Source organism: Streptomyces sp. NRRL WC-3742, from assembly GCF_000720635.1.
In the GTDB taxonomy this organism is placed as follows: domain Bacteria; phylum Actinomycetota; class Actinomycetes; order Streptomycetales; family Streptomycetaceae; genus Kitasatospora.
Genome location: NZ_JOCF01000002.1, coordinates 120,026 through 133,879 on the forward strand (window position 1 = coordinate 120,026; position 13,854 = coordinate 133,879).

14 protein-coding genes are annotated in these 13,854 nt (G+C 74.5%); 6 read left to right on the forward strand and 8 right to left on the reverse strand.

Translation table 11 applies throughout. The features are described from left to right. Positions 1-59: 59 nt before the first annotated feature. Positions 60-788 carry a DUF6193 family natural product biosynthesis protein gene (locus IH61_RS42390; protein ID WP_158844533.1) on the reverse strand — a complete coding sequence of 243 codons (729 nt, stop codon included), beginning with the start codon at positions 786-788 and terminating at the stop codon, positions 60-62. 200 nt (positions 789-988) lie between these two features. Between IH61_RS42390 and IH61_RS0102065 the strand changes: the two genes are divergently transcribed. Further along, entirely contained in the window at positions 989-1,945 is a 957-nt protein-coding gene (locus tag IH61_RS0102065; RefSeq protein ID WP_051836109.1) for a DMT family transporter, read from the forward strand. A 21-nt stretch (positions 1,946-1,966) separates the two neighbouring features. Here IH61_RS0102065 and IH61_RS0102070 read toward each other — a convergent pair whose 3' ends face one another. Further along, complete coding sequence (locus tag IH61_RS0102070; RefSeq protein WP_158844536.1) at positions 1,967-2,689, reverse strand: hypothetical protein; 723 nt, start codon at positions 2,687-2,689, stop codon at positions 1,967-1,969. Between the two features lie 302 nt (positions 2,690-2,991). Here IH61_RS0102070 and IH61_RS0102080 point away from each other — a divergent pair, with 302 nt between their 5' ends. After that, positions 2,992-5,493, forward strand: a complete 2,502-nt coding sequence (locus IH61_RS0102080; protein WP_031063940.1) for a helicase C-terminal domain-containing protein — start codon at positions 2,992-2,994, stop codon at positions 5,491-5,493. Between the two features lie 46 nt (positions 5,494-5,539). Here IH61_RS0102080 and IH61_RS0102085 read toward each other — a convergent pair whose 3' ends face one another. Further along, complete coding sequence (locus tag IH61_RS0102085) at positions 5,540-5,791, reverse strand: hypothetical protein (RefSeq protein ID WP_031063943.1); 252 nt, start codon at positions 5,789-5,791, stop codon at positions 5,540-5,542. Positions 5,792-5,896: 105 nt separating this feature from the next. On the opposite strand from IH61_RS0102085, the gene IH61_RS0102090 reads away from it, so the two are divergent. Together IH61_RS0102090 and IH61_RS0102095 are read left to right on the forward strand one after the other, a co-directional pair. Further along, the gene (locus tag IH61_RS0102090; RefSeq protein ID WP_031063946.1) at positions 5,897-6,301 is read left to right on the forward strand and encodes a hypothetical protein; all 405 of its coding nucleotides are present in this window, start codon (positions 5,897-5,899) and stop codon (positions 6,299-6,301) included. Positions 6,302-6,417: 116 nt separating this feature from the next. After that, positions 6,418-8,055, forward strand: a complete 1,638-nt coding sequence (locus tag IH61_RS0102095; RefSeq protein ID WP_031063949.1) for a DNA repair helicase XPB — start codon at positions 6,418-6,420, stop codon at positions 8,053-8,055. A 15-nt stretch (positions 8,056-8,070) separates the two neighbouring features. Here the strand turns inward: IH61_RS0102095 and IH61_RS46690 are convergent, their stop codons facing one another. Next, positions 8,071-8,229 carry a hypothetical protein gene (locus IH61_RS46690; protein ID WP_158844539.1) on the reverse strand — a complete coding sequence of 53 codons (159 nt, stop codon included), beginning with the start codon at positions 8,227-8,229 and terminating at the stop codon, positions 8,071-8,073. 254 nt (positions 8,230-8,483) lie between these two features. Here IH61_RS46690 and IH61_RS0102105 point away from each other — a divergent pair, with 254 nt between their 5' ends. Beyond that, positions 8,484-10,595 carry an AAA family ATPase gene (locus tag IH61_RS0102105; protein ID WP_051836131.1) on the forward strand — a complete coding sequence of 704 codons (2,112 nt, stop codon included), beginning with the start codon at positions 8,484-8,486 and terminating at the stop codon, positions 10,593-10,595. Positions 10,596-10,658: 63 nt separating this feature from the next. Here the strand turns inward: IH61_RS0102105 and IH61_RS0102110 are convergent, their stop codons facing one another. The 3 genes from IH61_RS0102110 to IH61_RS0102120 all read right to left on the reverse strand — a co-directional run bounded on the left by IH61_RS0102110 (position 10,659) and on the right by IH61_RS0102120 (position 12,756). Next, positions 10,659-11,345, reverse strand: coding sequence for a copper homeostasis protein CutC (locus IH61_RS0102110; protein ID WP_031063955.1), 687 nt, complete (start codon positions 11,343-11,345; stop codon positions 10,659-10,661). A gap of 86 nt (positions 11,346-11,431) precedes the next feature. After that, positions 11,432-12,376 (reverse strand): hypothetical protein, encoded by a 945-nt coding sequence (locus IH61_RS0102115; protein ID WP_031063957.1) that lies wholly within the window; start codon positions 12,374-12,376, stop codon positions 11,432-11,434. Next, positions 12,373-12,756 (reverse strand): PadR family transcriptional regulator, encoded by a 384-nt coding sequence (locus IH61_RS0102120; RefSeq protein ID WP_051836110.1) that lies wholly within the window; start codon positions 12,754-12,756, stop codon positions 12,373-12,375. Before IH61_RS0102120 ends, IH61_RS0102115 begins: the two co-directional genes overlap by 4 nt. Positions 12,757-12,821: 65 nt before the next feature. Here IH61_RS0102120 and IH61_RS0102125 point away from each other — a divergent pair, with 65 nt between their 5' ends. Next, on the forward strand, positions 12,822-13,445 hold the full coding sequence (locus IH61_RS0102125; protein ID WP_031063963.1) for a hypothetical protein: 624 nt from the start codon (positions 12,822-12,824) through the stop codon (positions 13,443-13,445). Here IH61_RS0102125 and IH61_RS0102130 read toward each other — a convergent pair. After that, positions 13,442-13,798 (reverse strand): hypothetical protein, encoded by a 357-nt coding sequence (locus IH61_RS0102130; protein WP_031063967.1) that lies wholly within the window; start codon positions 13,796-13,798, stop codon positions 13,442-13,444. The two genes, IH61_RS0102125 and IH61_RS0102130, sit on opposite strands and share 4 nt — an antisense overlap. Between the last annotated feature and the right edge of the window lie 56 nt (positions 13,799-13,854).

Consider the following 13,854-nt stretch of genomic DNA (forward strand, 5'->3'; position numbering starts at 1 on the left):
CGCGCCCGACGCCGTCCTGGATGCCGTCCTCGGTCAGGCAGCCCCCAGCCGGGCAGCCCTCAGACAGCCGGCCCGATCCCCTCCGGAAGACCGGCCACCACCAGGGCGACGGCCTCCTCCGCGGTCTCGGTACGCGCCACCACCTCGCCCGCCTTCCACACCTCGTACAACCCCGCGTCCGATCCGTACACCCCACCCTCGTAAGGAGACAGGACGTACCCGACCTTCGACCGCCAGGGCTCCTCGATCGCGGTGGAGAACCAGAGGTTGTAGTGGCTGTTGACCGGCATCAACCCGCGCAGCACCGGCTGGGCGTACGCCGCCGCCAGCACCGCGTGGGCGCGCGGGTGCCGGTTGTACGGCGGCGTGTGGACCCGGTCGAGCTTGATGAGCCACTCCAACTCGACCTTGCCGAAAGGTTTCTGCTCATGGGTGAGCGCCCAGGGTCGGTACCGGACGAACGAGGCGCGCGCCTTCGTCTCCTCGAGCCCCGCACCGCCGATCCACGCCGCCGTCGCCGTGACCACCTTCGCCAGGTCCGAGGACGCCCCGAAGGCCAGGGGCGCCCGGTTGCCGTGGAGCCGCACCTGGAAGGCCCGCCGCCCGCTGTCGGGCGGAGACACCATCACCCGGCGACCGCTCTCCCCGTCGACGTACTCCGCGAGACGCCTCGACTTCTCGTCCGCCTCGGGCAGTTCGAGCCCCAGCCCCTCCGCCGCACCCCGCATCGCGGCCCGCAGGGCGCCGTCCTCCCACAGGATCCTGCCCGCACCCACCCCTGAGTTCATGGCCCCAGTGTGCCCGAACCACGCCACCCACCCCTTGCGCCCGGCCGTACAGTGATGGGCATGACCTCCGCAGCAGTCCTGTCGCCGCCCGCCCTCTGAGGCGGGCCCCCCTCGACACCGGCGCGTGACCCGACGCGCGGATCGGTCGTGCCCGCAGACGCGAGACCACGACCCTTCCTCTCCGTCTGGAGATCCCTTCCGTGTCGAAGACCACTGCCGCACTCACCCCTGCCCCGCGCTCGGTACGCCGGGGCCTCGCCTGCCTCGCGTTCGCCGGCCTCACCTGGGGCACCACCGGGGCCGCCGTCGACATCGTCCACCGCTCCAGCGATCTCGGCCCCACGGCCGTCTCGTTCTGGCGCCTCCTGGCCGGCGCCGCGCTCCTGCTCGCCGCGAAGCCCCTGCGCCACACCTCCCGGCCCCCGCAGCCCCGGTCCCGACAGCCCCTGCGCCGCCGGGCCCCGCTGCTCACCGGCACGGGCCTCGCCCTGGCCGTCTTCCAGACCGCCTACTTCGCCGCCGTCCAGTTCACGGGCCTGGCCGTGGGCACCATCGTCACGCTCGGCGCGGCGCCGGTGCTCACCGCCGCCGGGGCCCGGGTCTTCCTCCACGAGCGCGTCGGACACACCGGACTGCTCGCCATCGCGGGTGCCTCCACCGGACTCGCCGTCCTGGTCCTGGGCAACCGGTCCGGCGTCGTCCACCCCACCGGCGTCGCCCTGGCCCTGCTCTCCGCCGCCGGATTCGCCGCCTCCAACGTCCTGGGCCGCCGGGCCGGCCGCCACGGCACCGGCGAGGACCCGTACACCCTCACCATCTGGGCCTTCGCCGTCGGCGCGGCCGCCCTGCTCCCCTTCGCCGCCCGCGAGGGACTCGTCCCCCACACCGCCCACCCGGCCCACGTCGCCCTGCTGATGCTCTACGTCGCCACCGTCACGACCGCACTCGCCTACCCGCTCTACTTCGCCGGAGCAGCCACCGTCCGAGCCGCCACGGCCTCGGTGGTCATGCTCCTCGAACCGGTCAGCGCCGCCCTCCTCGCCGTCCTCCTCCTCGGCGAACACCTCACCCCCGCCACCCTCACCGGCACCGCGCTCATGCTCACCGCCATCACCGCCCTCGCCCTCGCCGAATCCCGCCCGACACCGAAGAGCTGACACCGAAGAGCCGACCGCCCCTCACCCCTGCTGCGGTGGGCGGCGGCGCAGGGCCACCAGCAGCAGCACCGCCGCCGTGACGCCGGCGGCGGTGCGCAGGACGCCCGGGGCCATGGACCAGCTGAACTGGCCCAGGGGGGCGGAGGTCTGGACGCCCGCGCCGGCGCCCGCCGCCTGCTTGGCGCGCTGCATGGCGAGCAGGGTGGTGACGGACATCGTGACCAGCGGAATGCCCAGGATCACGAACTTGCGCATCAGGTCGGACATCTGGCGCGACAGGTAGCCGAGGCCCCAGCCCACCAGCATGGCCGGGAAGAAGCCGGAGACGGCGCCGCCGGTCAGCAGGCCGCAGGAGAGCAGGAGCAGCGGGGACGGCTTGCGCACGCCCTTCGCCGAGGCCGGGGCCGAACCCGCCCCGGCCTTCGCCCGGGCCTTCCTAGGGGCGGGCGCGGCCTTGGGCTTCCTCTCCCGGCGGCCCTTCCTCCCGGGCGCGGCCTCCGGCGGTACGGGCGGCTGCTGCGGTGCGGCCGGATCGGCCTCGCCCGTGCGCTGCTCGGGGATGGGCTTCGGCGCCGGGGCCCCGCCGCCCTCCGAGAAGTCGAACATCGTCATCGTCCACGGCCCGTGGCTCGACACCGAGGGCGGCGGCGGCCCCGGCGGCGCCTGCGTCTCCGAGGAGACGCGCGGGGGCTCCAGCGGAACGGACTCGATGCCGCCCGCACTCGGCGCCGGCGGGTCGTACACGCTGTCCTCGACCGGCGCCGAAGCCGGAGCCCCAGCCGGAGCCGCAGGGGCAGGGGCAGCCGGAACCTCGGGAGCCGGATCCGGAGCACCCCCCGAACGGTCGCTCCACGGCCCGCTCTTGCGCCACCACTCGCCGTCCGTCATCCCGCCGACACCCCGCCTCGCCCGTACCCGACCGCCCACCGAACCGCCCTGGCCGTGACGCTACCCACCACGCCCCCGCCCGCGCGAGTCCAACGCGGCCCCCGCACCGGGTGCACGACGCTCCCCCGCCGTCGGCCCGCCCGACTAACCTAGGTCGAATGACCACACAGCAGGGCCCCCAACGCCAGGGCAGGGCAGCCGCCGGCCCCCGCACCCTCGCCGAGGAGCTGCGCGCCCGCCCCGACGACGCGCTCGCCACCCTGCTGCGCGCCCGGCCCGACCTGCTGAACCCCGTCCCCGGCGACCTCACCCAGCTGTCCGCCCGGCTCTCCTCCCGCGCCTCCGCGCTGCGCGCCCTGGAGCGGCTGGACCGCTTCACCCTCCAGGTCGCCGAAGCCCTGGCCACCGCCCCGGACGGCACGAGCGCCGCCACCGTACGGACGCTGCTGACCGGCCCGGCGAAGGTCAAGCCGCACCCCGGCGCCACCCCGCTCACCCCGGCCGACCGCTCCGCCGTCGCCGCCGCCCTGCCTCGGGCGCTGGCCACGCTGCGTGACCGGGCGCTGCTCTGGGGCCCGGACAACGGCCTGCGCCTGGTCCTCGCCGCCCGCGAGGCCCTCGCCCCGACCGCCGTCAACCCCGGCCGCACGGGCCTGGGCCCGACCCTCGCCGAAGCCACGATCGGCATGTCCCCGGCCCGGCTGCAGCAGCTGCTCGCCTCCGCCGGCCAGCCCGCCACCCCGGACCCGGTCACCGCCGTCGCCGCCCTGACCGCCCTGCTCACCGACCGCGCCCGCTGCGCCGCCCTGCTGGAGTCGGCCCCCGAGCCCGCGCTGCGGCTGCTGGAGCGGCTGGTCTGGGGCCCGCCCATCGGCACCGTCCCGGACGCCACCCGCCCGGTGACGGCCGAGGACGCCCAGAGCCCCGTCGAGTGGCTGCTCGCCCGGGGCCTGCTGCTGCCCAGCAGCCCCGGCAGCGTCGTGCTGCCCCGCGAGCTCGCCCTGCACCTGCGCGGCGGCCGCAGCCACCGCACCGTCGAGCCCGTCCAGCCCGAGCCCGCGCCCGCCGCCGCCCCGCGCGAGACCCAGGTGGTGGACGGCGCCGCGGCCGGCCAGGCGCACACCGCCGTGCGGACCGTCGAGGAACTGCTCGAAGCCTGGGGCCTCAACCCGCCGCCCGTCCTGCGCGCCGGGGGCCTGGGCGTGCGCGACCTCAAGCGCACCGCGCAGACCCTGGAGACCACCGAGCAGCAGACCGCGTTCTGGCTCGAACTCGCCTACACCGCAGGCTTGCTGGCCCCGGACGGCGAGGCCGACGAACGCTGGGCCCCCACCCCCGGCTACGACGCCTGGCTCCACCTGGACACCGCCGAACGCTGGTCCGTCCTCGCCTCCGCCTGGCTCGCCGCCACCCGCGTGCCCGCCCTCACCGGCACCGCGGACGGCAAGGGCAAGCCCCGCGCCGCCCTCGGCCCCGAACTCGACCGCACCCTCGCCCCGTCCGTACGCCGCGCCGCCCTCGCCCTGCTCGCCGAACTCCCGCCCGGCACCCCGGCCACCGCCGAGGAACTGCTCCCCACCCTGCGCTGGCAGCGCCCCCTGCGCGGAGGCCCCGTCGGCCCGGACGGCCGCGAGCTGCGCGACGGCCTCGCCACCTGGGCCCTCGAGGAGGCCGAACTCCTCGGCGTCACCGGCCGCGGCGCCCTCGCCGCCCCCGCCCGCGCCCTGCTCACCGCCGAGTCCGACCCGGCCGAGGTACTCGCCCCGCTGCTGCCGCGGCCGCTGGACCACGTGATCCTCCAGCCGGACCTCACCGCGATCGCCCCCGGCCCGCTGCTCACCCCGCTCGCCCAGGCCCTCGCGCTCTGCGCCGACATCGAGTCCAAGGGCGGCGCCACCGTCTACCGCTTCACCCCGAACTCCGTACGCCGCGCCCTGGACGCCGGTCGCACCGCCTCCGACCTGCAGACCTTCCTGGCCCAGCACAGCCGCACGCCCGTCCCCCAGCCGCTGAGCTACCTGATCGACGACGTCGCCCGCCGCCACGGCATCCTGCGCGTCGGCGCCGCCTCCTCGTACCTGCGCTGCGACGACCCCTCACTGCTGAACGAGGTCCTCGCCGACCGCCGCTCCGCCGAGCTGAGGCTGCGCCTGCTCGCCCCGACCGTCCTCGCCTCCCAGGCCGCCCCCGACGTCCTGCTCTCCATCCTTCGGACCATGGGCTACGCGCCCGTCGCCGAATCCGCCGAGGGCGACGTGCTGATCACCCGCCCCGACACCCACCGCACCCCGCCCCGCACGGCCCCGGTGCCCGTCCCGGACGGCCCGCCCACCCCGGACGACACCCTGCTCGCCGCCGCCGTCAAGGCCATCCGCGCCGGCGACCGCGCCGCCACCGCCACCCGCCGCGAGCCCGCACCCGACCCGCGCGGACTGCCCCGCACGGCCGCCGCCGACACCCTCGCCGCGCTCCAGACCGCCGTCCTGCTCGGCGAGCGGATGTGGATCGGCTACCTCAACGCCGAGGGCATCGCCAGCCAGCGCATCATCGACCCGGTCAAGGTCGAAGGCGGCTTCGTCACCGCCTTCGACCACCACGCGGACGAGCTGCGCACCTTCGCCCTGCACCGCATCACGGGCGTCGCGGAACTCGACGAATAGACGAATACGCGAGTAGGCGAGTAGGCGAATGAACGTCCGTACGGGCTCAGTGCCCGGTCGCCCCCTTCATCTTCTCCTGCACGGCGTGGTCGGCCACGCTGCCGATCTCGCCCTGCCCGATCGGCAGCGAGCCGCCGCCCACCTGGTCCGCGATCAGGAATCCGGGCGCCGCCAGCAGCCCGCCGGGCCCCTCGCCGATGCCCGCGAGGGCGTGGGCCGAGCCGGCCGAGGAGGCGGTGGCCGCGAAGGCCGTGCCCATCAGGGCGAGGGCGGTGAGAACACGCTTCGAGGTCTTCATGACCAGCTCAACGAGCGAGTACGGACTGTGGTCACTCGGAGCAGTTGACGGGCGGTCGCACCCGGCGTAGTCCGGAAGGGCAGGGGGTTTCCCAGAGGAGGCATCATGCTCGGCGAACTGATCGGCGAGGTCAGCGGCAAGGACACCGGCCGACGGGTCCTCGCGGCCGCCGACGGACACGCGGTCCTCGAGGTGTCGTTCGAGGGCACCGGCGGCTACTACGGCGTCACGGTCTCCGGCTTCGGCACCTACGAGACCGAACTGCGCGCCGACGGCACAGTGTTCGGCGACGGACAGGGCGTCGACATGACCGCCGACGGTCAGACGGTCACCTGGCACGGCAGCGGCCTCGGCCACCTCACCGACGGAGGCGTCGTCCAGTACCGCGGCGCGATCTTCTTCTCCACCACCGCCCCGCAGCTGGAGAAGCTCAACGGCGTCGTCGGCGTCTTCGAGTTCGACGCCGCCCCGGACGGCACCTCCACCGGCAGGATCTACGAGTGGAAGTAGCCCGGCGCCCATAGCCCGGCACCCGTAGCCCGTAGCCCGTCACGCAACGCCGGGAATGAGCGACACTGGAGGGTCTGCGCCAACGCAGACTGTCAGCCAGTGGAGGGCTCCCCCGCGTGAACGACGGACCGCTCATCGTCCAGAGCGACAAAACTCTTCTCCTGGAGATCGACCACCCCAAGGCTTCCGACTGCCGCCGCGCCATCGCGCCGTTCGCCGAGCTGGAGCGCGCCCCCGAGCACGTCCACACGTACCGGGTGACACCGCTCGGCCTGTGGAACGCGCGGGCGGCCGGCCACGACGCCGAGCAGGTGGTGGACGCCCTGGTGAAGTACTCCCGCTACCCGGTCCCGCACGCGCTGCTGGTGGACGTGGCGGACACCATGGGCCGCTACGGGCGGCTCCAGCTCCTCAAGCACCCCACCCACGGACTCGTGCTCACCACCACCGACCGGCCGGTGCTGGAGGAGGTGCTGCGCTCCAAGAAGATCGTGCCGCTGGTCGGCGCCCGGGTCGATCCGGACACCGTGGTCGTACACCCCTCCGAGCGCGGCCAGATCAAGCAGGTGCTGCTCAAACTCGGCTGGCCCGCCGAGGACTTCGCCGGGTACGTCGACGGCGAGGCGCACCCCATCGACCTGGAGGAGGACGGCTGGCAGCTGCGCCCGTACCAGGCGCAGGCCGTCGAGGGCTTCTGGCACGGCGGCTCGGGCGTCGTCGTGCTGCCCTGCGGCGCCGGCAAGACGCTGGTCGGCGCGGCCGCGATGGCGCACGCCAGGTCGACCACGCTGATCCTGGTCACCAACACCGTCTCGGCCCGCCAGTGGAAGCACGAACTGGTCAAGCGCACCTCGCTCACCGAGGACGAGATCGGCGAGTACAGCGGCACGAAGAAGGAGATCCGCCCGGTCACCATCGCCACCTACCAGGTGATGACCACCAAGCGGAAGGGCGTCTACGCGCACCTGGAGCTGTTCGACGCCCGCAACTGGGGCCTGGTCGTCTACGACGAGGTGCACCTGCTGCCCGCGCCCGTCTTCAAGTTCACCGCCGACCTCCAGGCCCGCCGCCGCCTCGGCCTGACCGCCACCCTGGTGCGCGAGGACGGCCGCGAGGGCGACGTGTTCAGCCTCATCGGCCCCAAGCGCTTCGACGCGCCGTGGAAGGAGATCGAGGCCCAGGGCTACATCGCGCCCGCCGACTGCTGCGAGGTGCGCGTCACCCTGACCGACTCCGAGCGGCTGGCCTACGCCACCGCCGAGCCGGAGGAGCGCTACCGCTTCTGCGCCACCACGGCGACCAAGCGGCGGGTGGTGGAGGCGCTGGTCAAGAAGCACGAGAAGGACCAGACGCTGGTCATCGGCCAGTACATCGACCAGCTGGACGAGCTCGGCGAGGTCCTCGACGCACCCGTGATCAAGGGCGAGACCAGCAACGCCCAGCGCGAGAAGCTCTTCGACGCCTTCCGCAACAAGGAGATCGGCGTCCTGGTCGTCTCCAAGGTCGCCAACTTCTCCATCGACCTGCCCGAGGCGACGGTCGCCATCCAGGTCTCCGGGACCTTCGGCTCCCGCCAGGAGGAGGCCCAGCGCCTCGGCCGCGTCCTGCGCCCCAAGGCGGACGGCCACTCCGCGCACTTCTACTCCGTCGTCGCCCGGGACACCGTGGACCAGGACTTCGCCGCCCACCGGCAGCGCTTCCTCGCCGAGCAGGGCTACGCGTACCGGATCATCGACGCGGACGACGTGCTGTAAGAGCTGTCAACCGGTTCAGTACCGGACACCGTCGCGCCCGAGGAAGATCACGCGCGCGGCGGTGTCCAGGGCGATCCCGACGTTGCGGAAGGCGATGCTCAGCGGGCTGCGGTGACGGGCGGCCGCGACGGTCGCACCGGCCGGGACAGTGGGGTTCTCGTCTCGTGTGCTCATGTCTTCAACGGTAGGTACCCGACCGGCCCACGGCATCACTCCGAAGGCCGTACCCACCGCGCCGCCCGTCCTCCTCCGGGTGTACGCACACCCCCGAGACCTGCGGGGCTGGTACCCCGAGACGGACGGGTCTAAGATCGTCCGTCTGCCCCCTCCCGCACCGTGGTACCTGCTGAAGTCACGCAGGCAGCCGGGGGAGGCGTCGACCGCACGGCAACCGGTCGGCTGTACCCACCGTGAGCTCCATCGATCCGCTGCGCCCGCCACCGGGGCAGCCGGGAAGGTTCGCTGTGCCCGCCACCCCCACCACCGACCCCCTCCAGCGCGAACGCGACCACCTGGCCGCCTCCAGGGCCGCGCTGCGAGCGATGCGCGAGGACGTCGAGTCGCTCGACATCCGCGACGTGACCGGCACCTGGGTCACCGCCGTCATCCTCCAGAACCAGATCGAGGCCAGGATCGCCGCCCTGGCCGACCTCTCCGACACCCCGCTGTTCTTCGGCCGCCTCGACTACCTCCACGCGATCAGCGAGGAGCTCAGCGAGGGCGGCGGGGGAGAGAACTTCTACATCGGCCGCCGCCACGTCCACGACGCGGACGGCGACCCGATGGTCATCGACTGGCGCGCGCCCGTCTCCCAGCCCTTCTACCGGGCCAGCCGCACCGATCCGATGGACGTCGACCGCCGCCGCCGCTTCGGCTACACCGGCGGCGAACTCACCGCCTACGAGGACGAGCACCTCTCCGACCCGGCAGCCGAGACATTCACCGGCTCCGCCGGGGGGTCCACCGCCTCCGCCCTCCTCGCCGCCGAGATCGAGAAGCCCCGCGTCGGCCCGATGCGCGACATCGTCGCCACCATCCAGCCCGAGCAGGACGAGATCGTCCGCTCCGACATCTCCGGCACCATCTGCGTCCAGGGGGCGCCCGGCACCGGCAAGACCGCCGTGGGCCTGCACCGCGTCGCGTACCTGCTGTACGCGCACCGCGAGCGCCTCGCCCGCACCGGCACCCTGGTGATCGGCCCCAACAACGCCTTCCTCTCCTACATCGAGCAGGTGCTCCCCGCCCTCGGCGAGCTGGAGGTCGGCCAGGCGACGGTTCAGCAGCTCGTCGGCCACGTCGAGGTGCGCGGCGAGGACACCCCCGAGGCGGCCCGGCTCAAGGGCGACGCCCGGATGGCCGAGGTGCTGCGCCGGGCCGTACGGTCGGGCATCGCCCTGCCCACCGAGCCCTGCGTGGTCGTCCGCGGCTCCCGCCGCTACCGCGTCCCCGTCCACGAACTCGTCCAGATCATCGAGGAGTTGAAAGCCCGCGACGTCCGCTACGGCGCCGCCGGGGACGCCCTGCCGCAGCGCATCGCGCACACCGTGCTGCTCAAGATGGAGCAGTCCGGCGAGGCCCCCGACGACCGGGTGCAGGACGCGGTGGCCCGCAACCCCGCCGTCAAGGCCGTGGCCAAGGAGTGCTGGCCGCCCGTCGACCCGGCCAAGCTGGTGCTGCGGCTGCTCTCCGAGCCCGGGTTCCTCGCCGCCTGCGCCGAGGGCGTGCTGACCGCCGAGGAGCAGGCGGCCGTCCTGTGGCCCAAGCCCGGCCGCTCGGTGAAGACCGCCCGCTGGACGCAGGCCGACGCCGTCCTCGTCGACGAGGTGACGGACCTGGTGCAGCGCACCCCCTCGCTCGGCCACGTGGTGCTCGACGAGGCCCAGGACCTCTCCCCGATGCAGTACCGCGCCGTCGGCCGCCGCTGCACCACCGGCTCGGCGACCGTCCTCGGCGACCTCGCCCAGGGCACCACCCCCTGGGCGGCGGCCAGTTGGCCCGAGGCGCTGCACCACCTCGGCAAGCCGGAGGCGCACATCGAGGAGCTGACCAAGGGCTTCCGCGTGCCGGAGGAGGTCATCGTCTACGCCTCCCGGCTGCTGCCCTCGATCGCCCCGGGCCTGGCCCCGGCCACCTCGGTGCGCGAGACGCCCGGCTCGCTGGCGATCCGCGAGGTCGCGGCCGAGGAGATGACCGAGGCCGTCCTCGACGCGTGCCGCCAGGCACTGACCCACGAGGGCTCGACCGGCCTGATCGCCGCCGACGCCCGTATCCCGCTGTTCGCCGAGGCCCTGGAGGCGGCGGGCCTGCCGTTCCTCTCCCCCGGCACCGAGACCAGCGCGGGCGCCCGGCTCACCCTCGTCCCGGCCTCGCTGGCCAAGGGTCTGGAGTACGACTACGTGGTGCTCGACGAGCCGTCCGCGGTGGTCGCCGGGGAGCCGGACGAGCGCACGGGCCTGCGCCGGCTGTACGTGTCGCTGACCCGCGCCGTCTCCGGCCTGACGGTGCTGCACGCCGAGCCGCTGCCCGAGCAGCTGCTGTAACCGGACACGCCCTCAGCGCCGAGGGGCCGGTCCCGTACGGAACCGGCCCCTCGCGGAGCACGCTCAGGCGTCGATGAGCGCCCGCCACTCGGCGACCTTGGCCGCGTCCACCGGCGTCAGCCAGCCGTCGACGCGCACGGCCCCGCCGACGTGGAAGGCGTCGAAGCCCTCCGCCCGCAGCTCCTCGATGTGCTCGGCCCGCAGGCCCCCGCCGATCAGGATCCGCTGCCCGTAGCCCGGCTCGCCCCGGCGCGCCAGCTCGGCCGCCAGCACCTCGCGCCCGGCGTCGACCCCGGCGGCCGCACCGGAGGTGAGGAAGGTGTCCAGGCCCGGCAGGCCCGCCACGGCGGCCCGGACGGCGGCCCGGTCGGCGCTGTGGTCGATCGCCCGGTGGAAGGTCCAGCGGCAGCCGGCCACGGCCTCGGCGACGGCGGTGGTGGCGGCCAGGTCGACCGCGCCCTCGGCGTCGAGGAACCCGAGGACGAACTCCTCGGCGCCCTCGGCCCGCAGCGCGGCGGCCCGGGCGCACAGCTCGTCCAGGTCGCCGGGGGCGAAGCCGTCCCGGATGCGGAGCATCACCCGCAGCGGGATCGCGACGGCGGCCCGGATCCGGGCGAAGTCCTCGACGGACGGGGTGAGCCCGTCGGCGGCCATGTCGGTGACCAGTTCGAGCCGGTCGGCGCCGCCCGACTCGGCGGCCTGGGCGTCCTGGGGCGTCAGCGCGATGACTTCGAAAATTGGTCTAGACATATCAGACAGCCTGCCACATCGCACCGGACGCGGCGAGCCCCCGGCACCCGGCCGGGGGCTCGCTCACGCGTACGGCGATCGGACGCTCACGCACGCACCTGCCCGGGGCGCCGCCGCAGCCCGTACGCCGCCAGCGCCACCATCGCCAGCAGGATCGCCACCGGCATCGCCGTCGACATCAGGTGCGAGATCCCGCCCGACTCGCGCCAGATGTTGAACAGGCTGCCCGGCCCGGTCAGCGCCAGCACCGCCACACCCACCGCGGCCGGGACCGCCCGGCCGCGCAGCGCGGTCAGGGTCAGCACCAGCGGGGCGATCAGCATCAGCACGAACCACTGCCGGTCCACCGGGAAGCCCGTGTCGTCCCAGCTCTGGACGGCCGCCAGCAGCCCGCCCGCGGCCACCGAGGCCAGCACCAGGCCGCCCGCCCGCAGGGAGGGCCGGGGCAGCAGGTCGGTCGGCGCCGCGAGCAGCAGCAGCGCCGCGAACACGAACGGCAGCGTGGCCATCCCGATGTACCCGGGCCACCAGACGTCGTCGAAGTGCGAGTCGACGACGGCCCCGCCCAGCTCGCCCAGCGCCATCACGCCGAGGAACAGGGCCAGCCCGCGCGCCGCCGTCCACCGGCCCAGCGTCGCCGCCACCACGAGCAGCATGGCGCCCACCGGCTGGAAGAACACCTCCGCGTAGGCGGAGAGCGAGTGGTTCCAGCTGAGCAGGAAGGTCACCCGCTCCGGCGCGGCGAGCCAGGGCACCAGCGCCGCCCCGGCCACCGCCCCGGCGATCATCGGCGCGACCAGCGCCAGCAGCCGGCCCGCCGCCGTGGAGCCCGTCAGCCCGGCGCGCACCCGCAGGCCGTACAGCGCCAGGTCGAACACCTCCCGGGCCACCGCGGAGCGCCCGGCCCGTGCCGTGCTGTCGGCGAACACCGCGGCCAGCTCCTCGCCCCGCTCGCGCCGGTAGCCGGCCGGGTAGAGCTGGAGCACGGCACGCAGCGCGCCCGAGGGCGCACCCATCGTCGGTGTGGTCATGTCGCACTCCCCCCTGCCGCGGACGGGCCCTTCGCGTCGGCCCCGCCCCACAGCATCGATCGGACCTTGGAGAGGCGGCGTTCCGCCTCCGTCGCCACCGCCCGCAGCCGCTCCGCCTCCGAGGCCAGCGCCGCCCGGCCGGCGTCGGTCAGCGCATAGCTGCGCCGGGCCCGGCCGTCGACGACCTCCTCCGCGGCGACCTCGATCAGGCCCTGCTGGAGCAGCCGGTCGAGGGCGCCGTACAGGGTGCCGGTGCGCATCTTCACCCGGCCGTCCGAGATCGCGGCGACCTCCTGGATGAGCGCGTAGCCGTGTCTGGGGGCGTCGGCCAGGGCGGTGAGCAGCAGCAGCGTCGGCTCCTGCATGGAGCGTTCTGTCATACGACTACATATATCGCCGAACGGCATATCTGTCCAGGGGTCCCCGCCCCGCGAACAATGAGCGCATGACCGAGGACCTGCTCACCGCCTGGACCGCCCTGCTGACCCGCTGCGGCGCCGACGTCGACCCCGAGCCGTACGGGCGGGAGCTGCTGCGCCGCTGGTCCGAGCCGCAGCGCCGCTACCACGGCGTGGACCACCTGCGCGCCGTCCTGCGGCACGTCGACGACCTCGCCGGTCACGCCGCCGACGCGGACGCCGTCCGTCTCGCCGCCTGGTTCCACGACGCCGTCCACCGGCCCGACCGCACCGAGAACGAGGAGCGCAGCGCCGCCCTGGCCCGCCGCGCGCTGACCGGGGCCGGCCTGCCCGCCGAACGCGTCGCCGAGGTCGAGCGCCTCGTCCTGCTCACCGTCACCCACGCCCCGGCCCCGGGCGACCGCGACGGCGAGGTGCTCTGCGACGCCGACCTCGCCGTCCTCGGCGGCTCCCCCGAGGCGTACGGGGCCTACGCGGCGGCCGTCCGCGAGGAGTACGGCTTCGTCCCCGAGCCGGACTTCCGCGCAGGGCGCGCGGCCGTCCTGCGCGCCCTCCTCGCACTTCCGGCGCTCTTCCGCACCCCCGCCGCGAGCGCCCGCCTCGAGGAGCCCGCCCGCGCCAACCTCCAGCGGGAGTTGGCGACGCTCTAGCGCAACTCGCCCACCGCGGCGACGGCTTCGCCCCGCTTGCCGCACACCCAGTGCGGCTCGGGGCCCAACTCCGGCTCCACGCCCAGCGCGTGGGGGTCCCCGTCCTCGGCGCAGACGGTGCACAGCGGCCACCGCCCGTACGCCTCCAGCAGCGCGTCCTGCACGTCCTGGGCGACCAGCCCGAGCACGTACTCGGTGCCGTCCGGCCACTGCTCCAGCCACCACCGGCGGTGGGTCACGGCCTCCTCCACCAGCGAGACGACGGCGGCGTCCGCCACGTCCCGCGCGGTGAGGTCGGCCAGGATCAGGGCCCGCGCGTCGTGCAGGGCGGTCTCAATGTCGTCGGAAGCCATCCGCCCATTCTCCGCCCCAGGGCGGCAACCCCGAAAACGCCGCATGGGCGGCCCCC